The sequence below is a fragment of the Mesorhizobium sp. WSM4847 genome (assembly GCF_055811335.1).
On sequence record NZ_JBVVPY010000028.1, the window covers coordinates 38855 to 55941 of the forward strand.

General features: G+C 63.1%; 22 protein-coding genes. 11 read left to right on the top strand and 11 right to left on the bottom strand.

Features of this window, described 5'->3' with window-relative positions; genetic code table 11:
- The first annotated feature begins 55 nt into the window (after window positions 1–55).
- Window positions 56–262 carry a DUF1127 domain-containing protein gene (locus tag AC0L28_RS29515; protein WP_473481739.1) on the top strand — a complete coding sequence of 69 codons (207 nt, stop codon included), beginning with the start codon at window positions 56–58 and terminating at the stop codon, window positions 260–262.
- A gap of 144 nt (window positions 263–406) precedes the next feature.
- Here AC0L28_RS29515 and AC0L28_RS29520 read toward each other — a convergent pair whose 3' ends face one another.
- From AC0L28_RS29520 to purC, 5 genes are read right to left on the bottom strand one after another with little or no spacing between them, the layout of a single operon-like run.
- Complete coding sequence (locus AC0L28_RS29520) at window positions 407–823, bottom strand: hypothetical protein (protein WP_473481741.1); 417 nt, start codon at window positions 821–823, stop codon at window positions 407–409.
- Window positions 824–867: 44 nt separating this feature from the next.
- Window positions 868–1536, bottom strand: coding sequence for a phosphoribosylformylglycinamidine synthase subunit PurQ (gene purQ / locus AC0L28_RS29525; RefSeq protein ID WP_473481743.1), 669 nt, complete (start codon window positions 1534–1536; stop codon window positions 868–870).
- Window positions 1533–1787 carry a hypothetical protein gene (locus AC0L28_RS29530; RefSeq protein ID WP_091591367.1) on the bottom strand — a complete coding sequence of 85 codons (255 nt, stop codon included), beginning with the start codon at window positions 1785–1787 and terminating at the stop codon, window positions 1533–1535. The genes purQ and AC0L28_RS29530 overlap by 4 nt, the downstream gene beginning before the upstream one ends.
- Before the next feature lie 18 nt (window positions 1788–1805).
- On the bottom strand, window positions 1806–2048 hold the full coding sequence (gene purS / locus AC0L28_RS29535; protein ID WP_023798246.1) for a phosphoribosylformylglycinamidine synthase subunit PurS: 243 nt from the start codon (window positions 2046–2048) through the stop codon (window positions 1806–1808).
- Window positions 2049–2090: 42 nt separating this feature from the next.
- Window positions 2091–2885 carry a phosphoribosylaminoimidazolesuccinocarboxamide synthase gene (gene purC, locus AC0L28_RS29540; RefSeq protein WP_023798245.1) on the bottom strand — a complete coding sequence of 265 codons (795 nt, stop codon included), beginning with the start codon at window positions 2883–2885 and terminating at the stop codon, window positions 2091–2093.
- Window positions 2886–3162: 277 nt separating this feature from the next.
- On the opposite strand from purC, the gene AC0L28_RS29545 reads away from it, so the two are divergent.
- On the top strand, window positions 3163–3483 hold the full coding sequence (locus tag AC0L28_RS29545) for a DUF1476 domain-containing protein (RefSeq protein WP_091591813.1): 321 nt from the start codon (window positions 3163–3165) through the stop codon (window positions 3481–3483).
- Between the two features lie 212 nt (window positions 3484–3695).
- Window positions 3696–4469 carry an HpcH/HpaI aldolase family protein gene (locus AC0L28_RS29550; RefSeq protein WP_473481745.1) on the top strand — a complete coding sequence of 258 codons (774 nt, stop codon included), beginning with the start codon at window positions 3696–3698 and terminating at the stop codon, window positions 4467–4469.
- On the opposite strand, the gene AC0L28_RS29555 is transcribed toward AC0L28_RS29550, so the two are convergent.
- Window positions 4466–5014, bottom strand: a complete 549-nt coding sequence (locus AC0L28_RS29555; RefSeq protein WP_023798242.1) for an RBBP9/YdeN family alpha/beta hydrolase — start codon at window positions 5012–5014, stop codon at window positions 4466–4468. The genes AC0L28_RS29550 and AC0L28_RS29555 overlap by 4 nt on opposite strands.
- A gap of 306 nt (window positions 5015–5320) precedes the next feature.
- Between AC0L28_RS29555 and AC0L28_RS29560 the strand changes: the two genes are divergently transcribed.
- A complete protein-coding gene (locus tag AC0L28_RS29560; RefSeq protein WP_473481747.1) occupies window positions 5321–6133 on the top strand; it encodes a VOC family protein in 813 nt (270 codons plus the stop codon).
- Between the two features lie 178 nt (window positions 6134–6311).
- Here AC0L28_RS29560 and purB read toward each other — a convergent pair whose 3' ends face one another.
- Genes purB through AC0L28_RS29575 form a run of 3 tightly spaced genes read right to left on the bottom strand, consistent with a single transcriptional unit; the run spans window position 6312 to window position 8919 of the window.
- Window positions 6312–7619 (bottom strand): adenylosuccinate lyase, encoded by a 1308-nt coding sequence (purB, locus tag AC0L28_RS29565; protein WP_473481749.1) that lies wholly within the window; start codon window positions 7617–7619, stop codon window positions 6312–6314.
- A gap of 59 nt (window positions 7620–7678) precedes the next feature.
- Window positions 7679–8197, bottom strand: coding sequence for a hypothetical protein (locus AC0L28_RS29570; RefSeq protein WP_473481751.1), 519 nt, complete (start codon window positions 8195–8197; stop codon window positions 7679–7681).
- Entirely contained in the window at window positions 8194–8919 is a 726-nt protein-coding gene (locus tag AC0L28_RS29575; RefSeq protein WP_473481753.1) for a DUF2259 domain-containing protein, read from the bottom strand. The genes AC0L28_RS29570 and AC0L28_RS29575 overlap by 4 nt, the downstream gene beginning before the upstream one ends.
- A 142-nt stretch (window positions 8920–9061) precedes the next feature.
- On the opposite strand from AC0L28_RS29575, the gene AC0L28_RS29580 reads away from it, so the two are divergent.
- Complete coding sequence (locus AC0L28_RS29580) at window positions 9062–9316, top strand: DUF2171 domain-containing protein (RefSeq protein ID WP_128246624.1); 255 nt, start codon at window positions 9062–9064, stop codon at window positions 9314–9316.
- Between the two features lie 23 nt (window positions 9317–9339).
- Here AC0L28_RS29580 and AC0L28_RS29585 read toward each other — a convergent pair whose 3' ends face one another.
- Window positions 9340–10341, bottom strand: coding sequence for a P1 family peptidase (locus tag AC0L28_RS29585; protein ID WP_023798235.1), 1002 nt, complete (start codon window positions 10339–10341; stop codon window positions 9340–9342).
- Complete coding sequence (locus AC0L28_RS29590; RefSeq protein ID WP_473481755.1) at window positions 10341–11414, bottom strand: branched-chain amino acid ABC transporter substrate-binding protein; 1074 nt, start codon at window positions 11412–11414, stop codon at window positions 10341–10343. Before AC0L28_RS29590 ends, AC0L28_RS29585 begins: the two co-directional genes overlap by 1 nt.
- 192 nt (window positions 11415–11606) lie before the next feature.
- Between AC0L28_RS29590 and AC0L28_RS29595 the strand changes: the two genes are divergently transcribed.
- The 6 genes from AC0L28_RS29595 to AC0L28_RS29620 all read left to right on the top strand — a co-directional run bounded on the left by AC0L28_RS29595 (window position 11607) and on the right by AC0L28_RS29620 (window position 17075).
- Window positions 11607–12101 carry a flavin reductase gene (locus tag AC0L28_RS29595; RefSeq protein ID WP_123150093.1) on the top strand — a complete coding sequence of 165 codons (495 nt, stop codon included), beginning with the start codon at window positions 11607–11609 and terminating at the stop codon, window positions 12099–12101.
- Window positions 12102–12133: 32 nt separating this feature from the next.
- Complete coding sequence (locus AC0L28_RS29600) at window positions 12134–13063, top strand: AAA family ATPase (RefSeq protein ID WP_287228940.1); 930 nt, start codon at window positions 12134–12136, stop codon at window positions 13061–13063.
- A 3-nt stretch (window positions 13064–13066) separates the two neighbouring features.
- Window positions 13067–14317, top strand: a complete 1251-nt coding sequence (locus AC0L28_RS29605; protein ID WP_287237543.1) for a vWA domain-containing protein — start codon at window positions 13067–13069, stop codon at window positions 14315–14317.
- Between the two features lie 28 nt (window positions 14318–14345).
- Entirely contained in the window at window positions 14346–14684 is a 339-nt protein-coding gene (locus tag AC0L28_RS29610) for an XdhC family protein (RefSeq protein ID WP_027154201.1), read from the top strand.
- Between the two features lie 67 nt (window positions 14685–14751).
- Window positions 14752–15456 (top strand): XdhC family protein, encoded by a 705-nt coding sequence (locus AC0L28_RS29615; RefSeq protein WP_473481758.1) that lies wholly within the window; start codon window positions 14752–14754, stop codon window positions 15454–15456.
- A complete protein-coding gene (locus tag AC0L28_RS29620) occupies window positions 15453–17075 on the top strand; it encodes an NTP transferase domain-containing protein (RefSeq protein WP_128173196.1) in 1623 nt (540 codons plus the stop codon). Before AC0L28_RS29615 ends, AC0L28_RS29620 begins: the two co-directional genes overlap by 4 nt.
- The last annotated feature ends 12 nt before the right edge of the window (window positions 17076–17087 follow it).

Genomic DNA, 17087 nt, shown 5'->3' on the forward strand with positions numbered 1-17087 from the left:
TTTTGGTAGCAAGAAAATGGCTGCAATCGATACAATCCGTTACATGAGAGCTGGATTGCCCGGAGCCCGCCCGTCAGGCCGGCAAACCTATGTCCGTCGCCTGGTGCGAATGGTCAACTCACTCGCAAACCGGATCGGCAACTTGCTGGATCGCCGGCGCAGCCGGCTGGTCTTGCTGGAGATGACCGACGATCAGCTTAGGGATATCGGCATCTCGCGTGCCGACGCCCATCGTGAGGGTCTGAGGCCGTTCTGGGACTGAGAATACGCGCTGAAATAGAAGACCAGCGAGCCGACAAAACTGCGGCCGGCTGCCATCGACGCCTGAACGGTGATGCAGATTTGCAGGACAAGGGCGGCCAGGCCGATGCCCAGACCGGCGACCTGCGCGAAGCGGCGCACAGCCCTATGCAGCCGCACCGCAGGCCTGATTGCCAGCCTGCCAGCGGGCAATGTCCGAGCCGATGCGTGCGCCGAGCGGTTCGGCCATCAGCGGACCGTACACGTCAACCCGGCGTGAATTGCCCTGCGCCTGCACGACCAGCAACGGCTTTCCGCCATAATGCTTGACCGGGACCAGCAGGAAGCGCGGCGTGCCGGTGAACGAATTCAGCTCGTTGGCCATCTGATAGGGCTTGAAGGCGGGATCCTTGCTGGCGATCCAGCATTTGTGGGCGGCGATCGCCACCTGTTCCATGGCAAGCAGCGCCGCGCTCTTGCCAGAAGGCGCCGGTGCGCTCTTCGGCTTCGACTGGCAGGAGGCGAGCACAAGGCCGACGGCGGCGACGAGAGCGAGGCGGGCGATCGTCTGTCTCGGGCTCATGCGGCGCCTATGTAGAATTCGAGAAGAGGATGAACGCTGAAGAATCAAGCGGCGATGCCAAGCGCGCTTTCGAACAGTGCCCGGCCGTCGCTGCCGCCATGCGCTGTTTCGATCAGGTTCTCGGGATGCGGCATCAGGCCGAGCACATTGCCCTGGCCGTTGATGATGCCGGCAATGTCGTTGATCGAGCCGTTGGGATTGGTGCCTTCGGCATAGCGGAACACGACCTGGCCTTCGCCTTCGAGCCTGCGCAGCGTCTCGGCGTCGGCAAAATAATTGCCGTCATGATGCGCCACCGGCGAGCGGATGATCTGGCCCGGCTGATAGCGGCGGGTGAACATCGTGTTGGCGTTGGCGATCTGCAGCTTGACCTGCCGGCAGACGAATTTCAGCGACTTGTTGCGCATCAAGGCGCCCGGCAAAAGGCCGGCCTCGACCAGAATCTGGAAGCCGTTGCAGACGCCGATGACCATGACGCCCATGGCCGCCTTTTCGGCGACCGCCCGCATCACCGGCATGCGCGCGGCAATGGCGCCGCAGCGCAGATAGTCGCCGAAGGAGAAGCCGCCAGGAATGGCGATCAGGTCGACGTCGGGAATTTCGGTGTCGGTCTGCCAGACGGTGACCGGCGGCGTTCCCGAAATCTTGGTCAGCGCCGCGATCATGTCGCGGTCACGGTTGAGGCCTGGCAGGAGGACGACGGCTGATTTCATTTCGGTTCGTAAGGCCTCTGGGCTTCGGCAAGCTCGCGCAGGTCTAAGCGGCGTTCAATATGTTCCAGGCGCTCGTCCTGGCGAGCCAGCACGCCATAAATGTTCTTCACGTCGCCCTCGGTGGCGATGAGATGGCCGCGGATAGAGCCAAGCTCGGACTTTACCTCCCCGAGCGTCAAATCCATCCTGTCCAGACGCGACTGAATGGACTTGAGGACTTCAAATATCAAGCTTCCATCAATCTCGGCCATCTGCCCTCCGGCACAACCTCAGGTAATGGCCACACTATAGTTCTCAATCACCGTATTCGCCAGAAGCTTGTCGCACATGGCTTTGAGATCGGCTTCGGCCTTGGCCTTGTCGCTCTCAGCAAGCTCGACGTCGAAAACCTTGCCCTGCCGAACCTGGCCGACGCCGTCAAAGCCCATCCCGGACAATGCGTGTTCGATCGCCTTGCCTTGCGGGTCGAGCACGCCGTTCTTGAGAGTGACGGTAATGCGGGCCTTGATCACGCTGGACATGCTCCTGTTCGACGTGTTGAGCGGCAAGAAATCTCAGTGCGGCTTGCCTTTGAGGCCATCGGTCGAGGCGACGAGCACTGGTCCGGCGGGACGCGGCGGCTCGTTCTCGTTCATGATGCCGAGGCGGCGGGCGACTTCCTGATAGGCTTCGACCAGACCGCCCATGTCGCGGCGGAATCGATCCTTGTCGAGCTTGTCCTGGGTCGCCACGTCCCACAGACGGCACGAGTCCGGCGAGATCTCGTCGGCAACGACGATGCGCATCATGTCGCCTTCGAACAGCCGGCCACATTCGATCTTGAAGTCGACAAGCTGGATGCCGACGCCCATGAACAAGCCGGAGAGGAAGTCGTTGACGCGGATGGCCAGCGCCATGACGTCGTCGATCTCCTGCGGGCTTGCCCAGCCGAAAGCCGTGATGTGCTCTTCAGACACCATTGGGTCGTCGAGCGCATCGGCCTTGTAATAGAATTCGATGATCGAGCGCGGCAGCACGGTGCCTTCCTCGATGCCGAGACGCTTGGCCAGCGAGCCGGCGGCGACATTGCGCACGACCACCTCGAGCGGGATGATCTCGACTTCCTTGATCAGCTGCTCGCGCATGTTGAGCCGGCGGATGAAATGGGTCGGAATGCCCATCCGGTTGAGATGGTTGAAGATGTGCTCGGAAATGCGGTTGTTGAGCACGCCCTTGCCATCGACGATTTCGTGCTTCTTCTTGTTGAAAGCGGTCGCGTCGTCCTTGAAGAATTGGATCAGTGTTCCCGGCTCAGGGCCCTCATAGAGGATCTTGGCCTTGCCTTCATAAATGCGGCGGCGATTTTTCATCTGATCTTTTCTCTGGATTTCCGGGCAGGCGGCAAGCGACCAGTTCCTGTCCGTACGCCTAAATTAGTGCGGCAACGGTAGGGGTTCAATGCCGGTGTCTATCCCAATCGCAGTGTTTGCTCAATCGGCAAATCCTTTCAATCACCGCTTTCCAGAATGAAATGCCGCAGCGCAGCAAGTGATGTAGCATATTGACCGGCCCGCGGCCTTTTGGTTTGTGCTGGGCAAGACACATATTTCGACTGCCAACCAAATCGGATTTGACCGGAGGGATGCCATGAGCAGCATGAAAGATCGCGAGGAGGGCTTCGAGCGCAAGTTCGTAATCGACGAGGAACTCCGGTTCAAGGCTGCGGCGCGCCGCAACAAGGCGCTCGGTCTGTGGGCCGCCGAAAAGCTCGGCAAGGCCGGGGCCGACGCCGAAGCCTATGCCAGCCAGGTCGTCCTCGCCGATATCGAGGAAGCCGGCGACCACGACGTTTTCCGCAAGATCCGCAAGGATTTCGACGAAGCCGGGGTCGTCCAGTCGGACCACCAGATTCGCCGCACCATGGACGATCTGATGGCGCAGGCAATCGAGCAGATCAAGAACACCTGACCCTTTGCTCTGAGCCAATCGACACGCTGGACCAATCGACCGCCTCGCCCCTCCGGGCGGTTTTTCTTTGCCTTTGCAGCTGTTTCCGGCTGAATTGCATTAGAGTGACGTGCATCCATTCGGAAAGTACGCTCTAAAACTTTGACTCCTCGCGTCGGGCCGACTTTGTCGGCGATTTTGGGCCGATGCGAGGTCGAATAAGGAAGGCGCCCATGTCCCTCAAGTCACGCCTTGTGGCCGATGAAACCTTGTGCACCGCATGGTCCGGCGTGCCTGATGCCCTGACGGTCGAGATTCTTGCCAGACAGGGTTTCGATGCCGTCACCCTCGACATGCAGCATGGCGGACATCATGAGGACAGCGTGCTGCGCGGCCTTGGGCCGGTGCTGGCCGCCAACAAACCGGCGCTGGTGCGCATTCCGGTCGGCCGCTTCGACATGGCCAGCCGCGCGCTCGATTTCGGCGCCGAGGCGGTGATTGCGCCGATGGTGAATTCGGTGGCGGACGCCAGGCTGTTCGCTGCCGCCATGAAGTATCCGCCGCTCGGCGAGCGCTCCTGGGGCCCGACTTATGCCTTTCCGCGTCATGGCAAGGGCGACTATGCCGACTGGCTGCGCGACAGCAACGCGCGCACCATGGCCTTCGCCATGGTCGAAACGCGCGCCGCGCTCGATGCACTCGACGGCATCCTCGACACGCCGGGTATCGACGGCATCTTCCTCGGGCCATCGGATTTTTCGATTGCCTGGTCGAACGGCGCCGCCGTCAACTCGACGCTCGAAAGCATGATGGAAACAGTCGCCTCGATCGCCGAGCGGACGCGCAAGGCCGGCAAGCATGCCGCGATCTACGTCATCGAGCCGGCCATCGCCGGCCGTGTGGTGTCGATGGGCTATCGGCTGCTGGCGATGGGCTCCGAGCACGCGTTGATCGGGCTGGGCGCAAAAACCCTGCTGAAGAGCGTGAGGGACTCGATAGGCCCCTAAAGGTCCGTCAGGAATTTCGCAAAAGTCATCGAGCCTTCCGGCCACGGGCCGAAGCCGGCATCGGCGTTGAGATGTCCGGCCTCGCCGGCGTCGATGAACAGCGAGCCCCAGGCGCCGGCAATGTCCTCGGCCACCTCGAAGGTGCAGAACGGGTCGTTGCGGCTGGCGATCACGACCGAGGGAAATGCCAGCGGCTCGCGCGGATAAGGGCCGAAGGTCATCAGGTGCCTGGGTTTTATCTCTGGGTTGGCGACGTCGGGCGGCGCCACGAAGAAGGCTCCGGCGACCGGACGCTGGAACTGCGGCATTGCCTGGATCACGGCAGCGACGCCGAGTGAGTGCGCGACGATGACGACCGGTCGCTCGGCCTCGTTGACCGCCTTCGCCACGCTCGCCGTCCAGTCTTCGCGCACTGGCTTCGACCATTCCGCCTGCTCGACGCGCCGCGCCGTCGACAATTTCGATTGCCAGCGGCTCTGCCAATGGTCGGGACCGGAATTGGTGTAGCCCGGCACGATGAGAATGTCTGCATCCCTGACTTTCATGGCGCGCATGTAGCGAGGGACACGGTTTCGTGCAACCGCGTATGATCCCAAAAAGTGTGAAGCGGTTTTTGGACAAGATCATGCGCAAAACTGGGTCTGACCCGTGCAATACTCACAAATAGTGAACACCATGTTCGCTTCTTGCCGTCTTGTGTGAACGATCGCGATCGACGATCTGTCATCGGGAAAGGAAACTGCCGTGTACATGAGACCCAGGATTTGGAACTGACACGACGAACAATGGTAGGTAGCGCCGGGCTCCTGGCTTTGGAGATTTCGTCGAAGGCCGCCCAAACGGAGACTTTCATGAGCGAACTGCCCTTTGCCGCCACGACCCCGGTCAGTGTTGCCCGCGTCGGGTTGCGCGCGCGCGATGCCGAAAATCTCGCTGCCTATTATCGCAACGTCGTCGGTCTGCGGGAACTGAGCCGCGCCGGGGGCACGATCACGCTGGGCGCCGCCAATCGTCCCTTGCTCGACATCGAGGCGGATGCAGCGGCGAAGCCCGACGATCCGCGCAGCGCCGGCCTGTTTCACACTGCCTTCCTGCTGCCCAGCCGGGCCGACCTCGGGCGCTGGATCAACCACGCCATCGCCAACAACATCGGCATCGACGGCGCTTCCGACCATCTGGTCAGCGAGGCGCTCTACCTGACCGATCCCGAAGGCAACGGCATAGAGATCTATTCCGACCGCCGCCATGAGGGCTGGAAGTGGAATGGTGACAAGATAGCGATGGCGACCGAACGGCTCAACATTTCGTCGGTCGTCGCCGACGTGCCGGCCGGCGATGCCGCCTGGCAGGGCATGCCGGACAACAGCATCATCGGCCATGTCCATCTGCGCGTCGGACGGCCGGAAGACGCCGAGGCCTGGTGGCACCAGGAATTCGGCTTCGATACCATGGCGAAATATGGTGGCGCGGCGGTGTTCCTGTCATCAGGCGGCTACCATCACCACATCGGCGCCAATTCGTGGCAGAGCGCCGGCGCCGGCCGTCGCGATCCTTCCCGGTCCGGCCTCGCCTGGGTCGAAATGCGGTCCGACAATGTGACTGATGCAGCGACGCGCGAGGACCCGTGGGGAACGGTGATCAGGACCGTTCCCGGCAAGGCTTGATTATTCGAACCTGACGGTGCGGCGAGGTCGATGCCGTCTTACCTTCTCCCCTTGTTTGTGGGAGAAGGTGGCCGCCCACGGGTCTTGCCTCCGGCAAGCCCGAGGACAGGCTCCGCGGTCGGATGAGGGGTGCTCCAGCTTGGAACCGCCGGCTGGGACCGGTCAAATCCGCGTGGCCTCACGCTTCTCCGAACACGCGCTTGAAGATCGTGTCGACATGCTTGGTATGATAGCCAAGGTCGAATTTTTCACGAATCTCGGCCTCGGGCAAGGCTGCGGTGACCTCCTTGTCAGCCAAAAGTTCCTCAAGGAAATCAGCGCCTTGCTCCCATACTTTCATGGCGTTTCGCTGCACCAGCCGGTAGGCGTCCTCACGGCTGACGCCGGCCTGGGTCAGCGCCAGCAGCACACGCTGCGAATGCACGAGGCCGCGGAACTTGTTCATGTTCTTCAGCATGTTGTCGGGATAGACGAGCAATCTGTCGATGACACTGGTCAGCCGCGATAGCGCGAAATCGAGCGTCACAGTCGCATCCGGGCCAATCATGCGCTCGACCGACGAATGCGAAATGTCGCGCTCGTGCCAGAGCGCCACGTTCTCCATCGCCGGCAGCGCGAACGAACGCACCATGCGGGCAAGCCCGGTGAGGTTTTCGGTCAGCACCGGGTTACGCTTGTGCGGCATCGCTGACGAGCCCTTTTGCCCGGGCGAAAAATACTCTTCGGCCTCCAGCACCTCGGTGCGCTGCAAATGGCGGATTTCTGTCGCCAGCCGTTCGATCGACGAGGCGATGACAGCGAGCGTCGCAAAGAACATCGCATGGCGGTCGCGCGGGATCACCTGCGTCGACACCGGCTCCGGCTTCAATCCGAGTTGCTTCGCCACATGCTCTTCGACATAGGGATCGATATTGGCGAAGGTGCCGACTGCACCTGATATGGCGCATGTCGCAATATCCTCGCGGGCGTGCACCAGCCGCTCGCGGCAGCGCGAGAATTCGGCATAGGCCTGCGCCAGCTTGACGCCGAAGGTGGTCGGCTCGGCATGGATGCCGTGGCTGCGACCGATGGTGACGGTGTCCTTGTGTTCGAAGGCGCGGCGCTTGAGCGCCGCAAGCAGGCCGTCGATGTCGGCCAGAAGGATGTCGCTGGCGCGGGTGAGCTGCACGGCAAAGCAGGTGTCGAGAACGTCCGAGGAGGTCATGCCCTGATGAATGAAGCGGGCGTCCGGCCCGACGAATTCGCCGAGGTGGGTGAGGAAGGCGATGACGTCGTGCTTGGTGACGCGCTCGATCTCGTCGATCGCATCGACGTCGAACTTGGCGGCCCCGCCTTTTTCCCAGATGGTTTTGGCGGCCTCCTTCGGGATCACGCCGAGCTCGGCCAGCGCGTCGCAAGCGTAGGCCTCGATCTCGAACCAGATGCGGAACCGGTTTTCGGGCGACCAGATGGCCACCATTTCCGGCCGGGAGTAGCGAGGGATCATCGGTCAGTCCTGACTTGCGAGGGCGTTCGCCCGCGTCGTAACAGAGGCAGACAAAATGCTCAACGCTGCTGCCGTGCAAACCAGATGCAGGTGAGAGCAAGCGCGATGAAACCGAGCGGAAAATAAAGCCGGATGCCCAGCACGATGAATTGATAGAACGCCGTTGCCATGGTGTGCACGAACTGGATGGACCAGCCAATGGTCAGTGCAGGTTCATGCCACTGGGCATAGTAGGAACGGTATTGCAGCGCAAAGAGCCCACCGGTCAAGCCGATCGTGGTGGCAAGAAGGCAGACAAACGCGGCCGCCAAGGCTACTTGCCAATGCCGCCCGAGCGAGACGAGCCGCGCCAGGAACAGGCCAACCGGAAAGGCCAGCGCACCGCCCGCCGCATAGAGCAACGAGACGAAGCGGATATTTGCCGGGGTCACCCAGTCGTCCAGCAGCAGATTGACAAGTGCGCTGGCGCCCATGGCTGCGGCCCACAGCAGCGCGCCGCAAACTGCGGCGGACGGCGACGGCAAGGCCTTGCGGATGCGATCCAGGACGCCGTTGCGTATGGCGGGGAGCGACGTCACAGCCGGCCGGTCACCGCGATCCAGCGATAGTCAGGCCCTTCGAAGCCGTACTGGCGCACCGCGATCAGCACGGCATAGGCGCTGAGGCCCTGCATGGAAAATGTCTGCACCGCGCCGATTCGATAGCCGTTCGGGCAGCCTCTGCTTTTGGGGATCGACTTGTCTTCGTGCAGGAGTTCAGTCTTGCCGCCGCCTTTCGCCTCGATGCGCAACAGGCGAAAGCCGTTGATCTCGCCAAGGTTTTGGCAGGTTTCGGTATCGTTCATGCCGATCTCGTCGAGTCGGAACTCGAGCGGATCATCGACCGGCGAAAAGATCGGCCGCGGGTTGACCACCATGCGGAACGGATCGGCCGAAAGCTCGGTCACCGGGTTGGAGCCGGCGGTGATGCCGCGATTCGCCGTCAATTCCGCCTGTTTGATGATAGCTTCGCCTTTCTGCCGGGCTGCAAGACGCGCCGCGTCGAGCGTTGCGTTCTCGTCGTCAAGCCGCACCCTGATCGGTGTGCCCTTGAGAAAACTGTCGTCGGCGGTGTTGATGTAATAGCGATTGGCATAGGGAAACCCCGACCCGTCCTGGACGCCGTACTCCTCGAAGGCGAAGGCGCCGCCATCCCCGGTGAAGCCGAGGATTTCAAGCTCGGCAACATCGCCGGCATGCGCGGCGAGCGAGGTTGCAAACTGGGCGAGGAGGGACACAGCAAACAGGACGAGAATTCGCATCGGATTTCCGTTTGAGCAGCCAGCGTTGTTTCGATCACTATCACGACATCCTCAAAACGTCGTGCCCTCTGAGACGCAAACCCGATGCATCCAATCGTGCCGTCATTTGTTTATGTTGGCAGCTTGAAATGGAGAACCCACAATGACCGATGCAGCCAGCATTCGCGAACATATGGAAGTGATCGGCGCCGACGGCGTTCATGTCGGCACAGTCGACAAGGTTGAGGGACACCGAATCAAGCTGACCAAGCGCGACAGCGGCGAGGGCGCCCACAGGGGGCATCACCACTTCATTCCGCTCAGCCTCGTAGCCGAAGTCGAGGGCCAGAAAGTCCGGCTGTCGGCAAATTCGGATGTCGCGGTCACGTTCGAGGAGGAAAAATCCGACCCCACCTGATGACGGGCCATGGCAGCCCGCATTCAGCGCGACGACCAGACCGGAAACAGGTCGCCATCGGCGGGCGTTGCGGCAAAGACGCCGCGGCTGATGGCGCGCGCCATGGTGGCGCCGGCCGCAGCATAAAGCTCGATGGCGTCGTTGGGCGCGAGCTCGATGCCGCTCTTGCCGGTCGCCAGCGCGAAAACCAGATCGCCGTCGGCCGGCGTATGTGTCGGCCAAATGGCGCGCACGAAGCCGTCATGCGCTGATATCGCCAGGCGTTTTGCGGCGGCCTTGGTGAGAAGGGCGTCCGTGGCGATGACGGCGATGGTCGTGTTGCCTCCGACGTGCTTGTCGCGAAATTTCAGCAGGATCCTTTTCGCGTTCGCCGGCATCGGCGCGGGATAACCAAGCCCGCCGAACTCGTCGCCGATCTCGAAGGGCGCTGCCCAGAAGTGCCTGCTTCGGGCGATCGTCACCGAGCCGGTCGGATTGACGGCGGCGAGTGCGCCGATGGTGACCCCGCTGTCGAGCACCGTCGAGGCCGATCCGAGGCCGCCCTTGAGGCCGGAACTCAGGGCACCGGTGCCCGCGCCGACCGTGCCGAGCGGAAAATCGATGCCGACTGCCTGTGCCGCCTCATAGCCGAGATCGCGGTAGGGCGGATAGCGGCCCCAGTCCTTGTCGCCGCCGTTGCGCAGGTCGAACAGGATCGCCGCCGGCACGATCGGCACGCGAAAGCCGCCGACCTCCACGCCGATGCCGTTTTCGCGTAGTGCCGCCTGCACGCCGGAGGCGGCATCGAGACCGAACGCCGAGCCGCCCGAAAGCACCACGGCATGGATCGCCTCGATCGAATTGTGCGGCTCGAGCAGGTCGGTCTCGCGGGTGCCCGGCGCGCCGCCCAGGATCTGCACACCGGCCACTGCCGGCTCGTCGCAGACGATGGTGGTCACCCCGGACTTCAGCCTCACATCGGAAGCGTTGCCGACACGCAGGCCGGCGACATCGGTGATGAGATTGCGCGGCCCGGTGCGAAACATCATTTGGCCTCCGCCGGCACGAAATTTGCGCCGTTGAAACGGAAGACCCGATAAAGGTTTTCGGTCAAGTCGCCCTTGCCGTCAAAGCGGATCGGTCCGATCGCGGTGCTGAAGTCATGCGCGGCGAGCGCATCGGCCAATGGCTTGCCGGGGGGGTCCGCCAGGGCTGTCGCCGCCTTGGCGATCTCGACCGCTGCATAGGCCGGCAGCGTGTAGCCCTCCGGCACGATCGTTTGTGCGGCAAAGCTTTCGAGCACCCTGGAGTCGGCGACATCGGCCCATTCGGGCGGCGCAAACATCAGCGTGCCCGTGGCATAAGGCACGTCGCCGGGCGCTGTGCGCAGCGCTTCGCCGCCGGCAAAAATAATGCCGGCATCGAGTTGGCCGGCGTCGCGGCCCATGATGGCGATGTCTTCGCCGTCGCCGCCGGCGAAGACATGCGTTGCGCCGGCCTTCCTCAGCCGCCCGATCAGCCCGATCTGGTTGTCGAGCTGCGGCCTGAATGTGTCGACGAACACCGGTTTCAGCGCCGCCTGCTCGGCTGCCGCCCGAAGCGTCTCGGCGATTTCGCGGCCGTAAATCGTGCCGTCGTCGATGATGGCGAACAGCTCGTTCTGCCATTGGCGGGTGAGATTGATGGCGACGGCGTTGCGCTCGTCATCGCCACGCGGCCCAAGCCGAAAGATCGGCCAGCCGGTCTTGGCGCGCCGGTCGGTCAGACTTTCGGTGCGCACGCCAACGGTGATGACCGGTATGTTGGCGTCCTTCAGGATCGGCAGTGCCGCCTCGATCGCCTCGGTGCAGAGGAAGCCGACGACCACGCCGACTTTCGACGCAACGAATTCCCTCGCCGCTGCAGCCCCGCCATCGGCCGTGCAGGCGTCGTCGACAACCTTGAGTTGAGCACCGTTCGCCGCTGCCGCCAGGCCGGCGCCCGCCTCGATCTGTTTGCCAAGCATCGCCGACGGCCCGGACAGTGGTGCTGCGACGCCGACCAGCAGCGTGTCAGCGTTCGCATCACCGGCGAGAGACAGCCAGGCCAGCACCGCTATTGTCGTTGTCCTGGGTCGCATGCGAGCGAAAGAATTCCTCTGCACCGGTCGCGTGTTTGCCGGAGCCACTTCCTGCCAAGACCTAAAGGCTGGTCAGCTTTCACGCAACACGCGAAATTCAAGATGCATGTCAACCACTTCGCTTGTGGCATGCAATATGCCGCCATATATAACGGTTCGGTTCACCTCGCTTCAAACCAATGGAAATCGCCGGTGCTGAAGAAGAACGACATAGGGCCGCAGGCCTATCGCGACGCGATGAGCCATTTTGCCGGCCACGTCCATGTGGTTACCACCGACGGTCCCGCCGGCAGGCGCGGTGCGACTGTCATTGCAGCCTGTTCGGTCTCGGACACGCCGCCGACCATCCTGGTCTGCCTCAATTGCGAAAATCCCAAGAATGAGCCGTTCGTGAAGAATGGCAGGTTCGCCTTGAACACGCTGGCTTCGGACCAGGAGGCGCTGTCGGTCGGCTTTTCCGGCCTCACAGGTCTGCCCGTCGAGGAACGTTTTGCGTTGGGCGATTGGGACGTGATCTCGACCGGTGCGCCGACGCTGAAGGGCGCGCTCGCCGTGTTCGACTGCGAACTGATCGACACCAAGGATCTGGCCACCCACCGTGTGCTTTTTGGCAAGGTGACAGGCCTGCGCACCGGCGATAATTTGCGGCCGCTGATCTATCACGACCGCGGCTATCACGCTCTGTAGAGGCCCTGGATGGCTGCACCCACGGAGAAAGAATGACCGAGTTGAAACCGCGTCCCGCACCGCGGACGATCGATGAGACGCTCGATCTGCTGACCGGTGCGGACTATGTGGCAGACCGGTCGCTGGCGACCGTGCTGTTTCTATCGCTGCGCATGAAGCGGCCGCTGTTCCTTGAGGGCGAGGCCGGCGTCGGCAAGACCGAGATCGCCAAGGTGCTGGCGCAAGCGCTCGGCCGCCGGCTGATCCGCCTGCAATGCTATGAAGGCCTCGACGTCTCGTCCGCCGTCTACGAGTGGAACTACGCCGCGCAGATGATCGAGATCCGCATGGAAGAGGCGGCCGGCAAGGTCGACCGCTCCGACATGGAGCGCAACGTCTTTTCCGAAAAATACCTGATCCGCCGCCCGGTGCTCGACGCACTGACCGGCAAGGCGGGCGCCGCCCCGGTCTTTCTGATCGACGAGCTCGACCGCACCGACGAGGCCTTCGAGGCATTCCTGCTCGAAATTCTCTCCGACTTCCAGGTCACGGTGCCCGAGCTCGGCACGATCAAGGCGGAGGAGCCGCCGATCGTCATCATCACCACCAACCGCACCCGCGAGATCCATGACGCGCTGAAGCGCCGCTGCCTCTATCACTGGGTAGACTACCCGAATGCCGAGCGCGAGCTGGAGATCGTGCGCAGAAAAGTACCGCAGGCCAACAGCCGGCTGTCGGCAGAGGTGGTTTCGTTCATACAGAAGCTGCGCCAGATCGAGCTGTTCAAGGTGCCGGGGGTTGCCGAGACCATCGACTGGGCCAGCGCGCTGACCGAACTCGACAAGGTGGCGCTCGATCCGGAAACCGTTTCCGACACGATCGGCGTGCTGCTGAAATACCAAGACGACATTGCCCGTATAGAACAGGGCGAAGGCCGGCGCATCCTCAACGAGGTGAAGGCCGAGCTTTCGGCGGCGGAGTAGGCGATGGCAACGCCGCATCCCGAACCGAAAGAGGCCACGCCCGATGGGAGGATCGCCGATAACATCGTCTATTTCGCCCGCACCCTACGCAAGGCCGGCATGCGGGTCGGCCCGGCCTCGGTAAAGGATGCGATCGAGGCGGTGCTTGCCGCCGGTATCGGCTCTCGCGACGATTTCTACTGGACGCTGCACGCCGTACTGGTGTCGCGGCACGAAGATCACCCTACCTTCGACGAGACTTTCCGGCTGTTCTGGAAATCGCACGAGCTGATCGAAAAGATGCTGGCGATGTTTTCGCCGGTGGCGCCTGATATCAGAGAGAAGCAAAAGCCGCGGGCTGCGGAAAACCGCGTCAGCCAGGCAATGTTCGAGGGCCACCAGAAGAACCAGCCGGTGCAGGAAATCCCCGAGATCGAGGTCGACGCTCGCTTCACGTTTTCCGGCAACGAGGTGCTGAGGGGCAAGGATTTTGCCCAGATGAACGCCGCCGAGATGACTGACGCCAAGAAGGCGATCGCCGAGTTGCGGCTGCCCTTCGACATGGTCAGGACACGGCGTTTCAAATCCAACGCGCATGGCCGACGTATCGATCCGCGCGCCATGATGCGTTCGGCCGCGCGGACAGGCGGCGAACTGATCCTGCCGAAATTCCGGTCGCCGCGCGAGGTTCACCCGCCGCTGGTCGTGCTTGCCGATATTTCCGGTTCGATGAGCCAGTACACGCGCATTTTCCTGCATTTCCTGCATGCGCTGACGGAAAAGCGCCGGCGCGTGCACGCCTTCGTCTTCGGCACCAGGCTGACAAATCTGACGCGGCAGATGCGCCATCGCGATCCTGACGCGGCACTCGCCGATTGTTCGGCGGCGGTGATGGACTGGTCGGGCGGCACCCGCATCGGTGATACGCTGGCCGAATTCAACCGGTTGTGGTCGCGGCGTGTGCTGGGGCAGGGTGCGGTGGTTCTCCTGATCACCGACGGGCTGGAGCGCGACGACGTTGCCGGCCTGTCGGAGGAAATGGAGCGCCTGCGCAAATCCTGCAGGCGGCTGATCTGGCTGAACCCGCTGCTGCGCTTCGACGGCTTCGAGGCGCGCGCCCGCGGCGTCAAGGCGATGCTGCCGCATGTCGACGAATTCCGCTCGGTGCACAATCTCGATGCGCTCGCCGACCTGTGCGCGTCGCTGGACAAGACTTCGGCGCGCTCCGTCGACCCACGCAGATGGATTGAGGGTGGCGCGAGAGACGCCGCATAGTCATATGTTTTCTCCGGGAGAAACGGTGATGGAAAACAGCATTTATCTCGATGAGGCCCGCGATCCGCTGATCATCGCGGAAGGCTGGATGAAAGACGGCAAGGATGTCGCCATTGCCACCGTGGTCGAGACCTGGGGCTCGGCGCCGCGCCCGGTCGGCAGCCACCTTGTCATCGACGCGGACGGCAATTTCCACGGCTCCGTCTCTGGTGGCTGCGTCGAAGGCGCGGTGGTCACCGAGGCGGTCGACGTCATCGACAGCGGCAAGGCCAAGATGCTGGAGTTCGGCGTCGCCGACGAGACCGCCTGGCAGGTCGGCCTGTCCTGCGGTGGCCGCATCAAGGTCTATGTCGAGCGGTTGGGTTAGAAGCATGATCCCGCAAAGTGGGAACCGGTTTGCCGACAAGAATCATGCTTAAACAAGAGATATTTCGATGGATCCCTACGCGCTGAAAACGCTGAACGCCGAACGCCGCGCCCGCCGCGCGGTGATCCTGGTCACCGATCTCGGCGATGGCCGCGATCGCATCGTGAGGGAGGGCGATCAGGTCGCCGGCGAATTGGGCGCTGCGATCGCCAAGGCGTTTCGATCAGGAAATTCCGGGTCGGTCGAGGCGGAAGGGCGAACCTTCTTCCTCAACGCCTACCTGCCGCAGCCGCGCCTGGTGGTGATCGGCGCAGTCCATATCAGCCAGGCACTGGCGCCGATGGCCAGGATCGCCGGCTACCCCGTGGAAATCGTCGATCCGCGCACGGCCTTTGCCACCGCAGACCGCTTTCCCGATGTCGCGCTGCATGCCGAATGGCCGGAGGATATCCTGAAGCGCCAGCCGCTCGACAGCTTCACGGCGCTGGCCGCCGTCACCCATGATCCGAAGATCGACGATTTCGCGCTGAAGGCGGCGCTCGACGCCAACTGCTTCTATGTCGGTGCGCTCGGCAGCCGCAAGACTCATGCGAAGCGGGTCGAACGCCTGCTGGCATTGGGCGCGACCGCCGACCAGATCCCCCGCATCCACGCGCCGATCGGTCTCGACATCGGTGCGGCGAGCCCGGCCGAAATAGCTGTGGCGGTGTTGGCGCAAGCGATCCAGGCGTTTCGTTCGCGCGGCCTCGAATCCAAGGACGCGGTGGCGTGAAGTTTGGGCCAATCCCCGTAGATACGGCCGAAGGCGCAGTGCTTGCGCATGCCACCACGGCCGGAGAACGGCGCTTGCGCAAGGCACACAGGCTGAGCGCCGAGGATGTGACTTTGCTCAAGTCAGCAGGGATTTCTGAGGTCGTCGCGGCCGTTCTTGCTCTCGATGATTTGAGCGAGGACGCTGCCGCCGAAAAGATCGCCGAAAGCATGATCCATCGCAATGTCGAGGCGAAGCCCGCCGCGACCGGCCGGGTTAATCTGCACGCCCAGGCGGCCGGTATCTTCACGGTCGATGCCGCGATGATCAACGCCATCAACGCCGTCGATCCGACCATCACCATCGCCACGCTGGCGCAGCACGCACCGGTCGAAAACGGCCAGATGGTCGCAACCGTGAAGATCATTCCCTTCGCCGTTGCTTCCGCCCTGGTCGATGCGGTGGCAAGGATCTGCGCCAGCGGCGAGATCTTTGCCGTCAATGCCTATCAGCCGGTGCGTATCGGCGTCATCCAGACGGTTCTGCCCGGCATCAAGCCGAGTGTGCTCGACAAGACATTGCGGGTCACCGAAGCCCGTCTGGCGCGGTCAGGTGGCCGGCTGACGGCCGAGCGCCGCACGCCGCACGACGTTGGCGCCGTTGCGGATGCTGCGGGCTCGATGGCGCGTGACAACGATATTGTGGTGATCTTCGGCGCATCGGCGATGAGCGATTTTGGCGACGTCATCCCTGCAGCGATCGAGCAGGCCGGCGGCACCGTCATCCGCGCCGGCATGCCGGTCGATCCCGGCAATCTCCTGGTGCTCGGCGCGCTTGCCGGCAAGCGCGTCATCGGCGCGCCGGGCTGCGCCCGCAGCCCCAAGGAGAACGGCTTCGACTGGGTTTTGGACCGGTTGATCGCCGATCTCGACGTGACGGCCGAGGATATTGCCGGCATGGGTGTCGGCGGTCTGTTGATGGAAATCCCGACCCGGCCACAGCCGCGCGAGCAGCTGCCGGCGCCAAAGTCTGAGAGTGCCGAGTTGAAGGTCGATATCGTGCTGCTGGCCGCCGGCCGCTCCAGCCGCATGGGCGGCCCGAACAAGCTGCTGGCGCTGTTCGACGGCCAGCCGCTGGTCCGCCGCAGCGCCGATCGCGCGCTCGGCTCCAAAGCTTCGGGCACCGTCGTCGTCACCGGCCATCAGCGTGAGCGTGTACGCGCCGCGTTGTCGGGACTGGATGTGACTTTCGCCGATAATCCGGATTTCGCCGAGGGCCTGTCTTCATCGCTGAAGGCCGGCATCGCGCGGGTCAGCGGCGATGCTGCCGGCGCCATGATCGTGCTTGGCGACATGCCTGGCATCGCGTCAGCCGACCTCGACAGGCTGATCGATGCATTCCGCAAATTCGAGGGCCGATCGGTGGTGCGGGCCTCGCATGAGGGAAAGCGAGGCAATCCTGTGTTGCTGCCGCGTTCGCTGTTTGCGGCGATCGCTCATCTGGAAGGCGATACCGGCGCGCGCCATCTGGTCGAGGCCGAAGGGCTCGATGTCATCGATGTCGAGATCGGCAAGGCAGCGTCCATCGATGTCGACACCCCCGAGGCGCTGGCAGGCGCCGGCGGCGTGCTGCAGGATTGACAAACCGAGGCC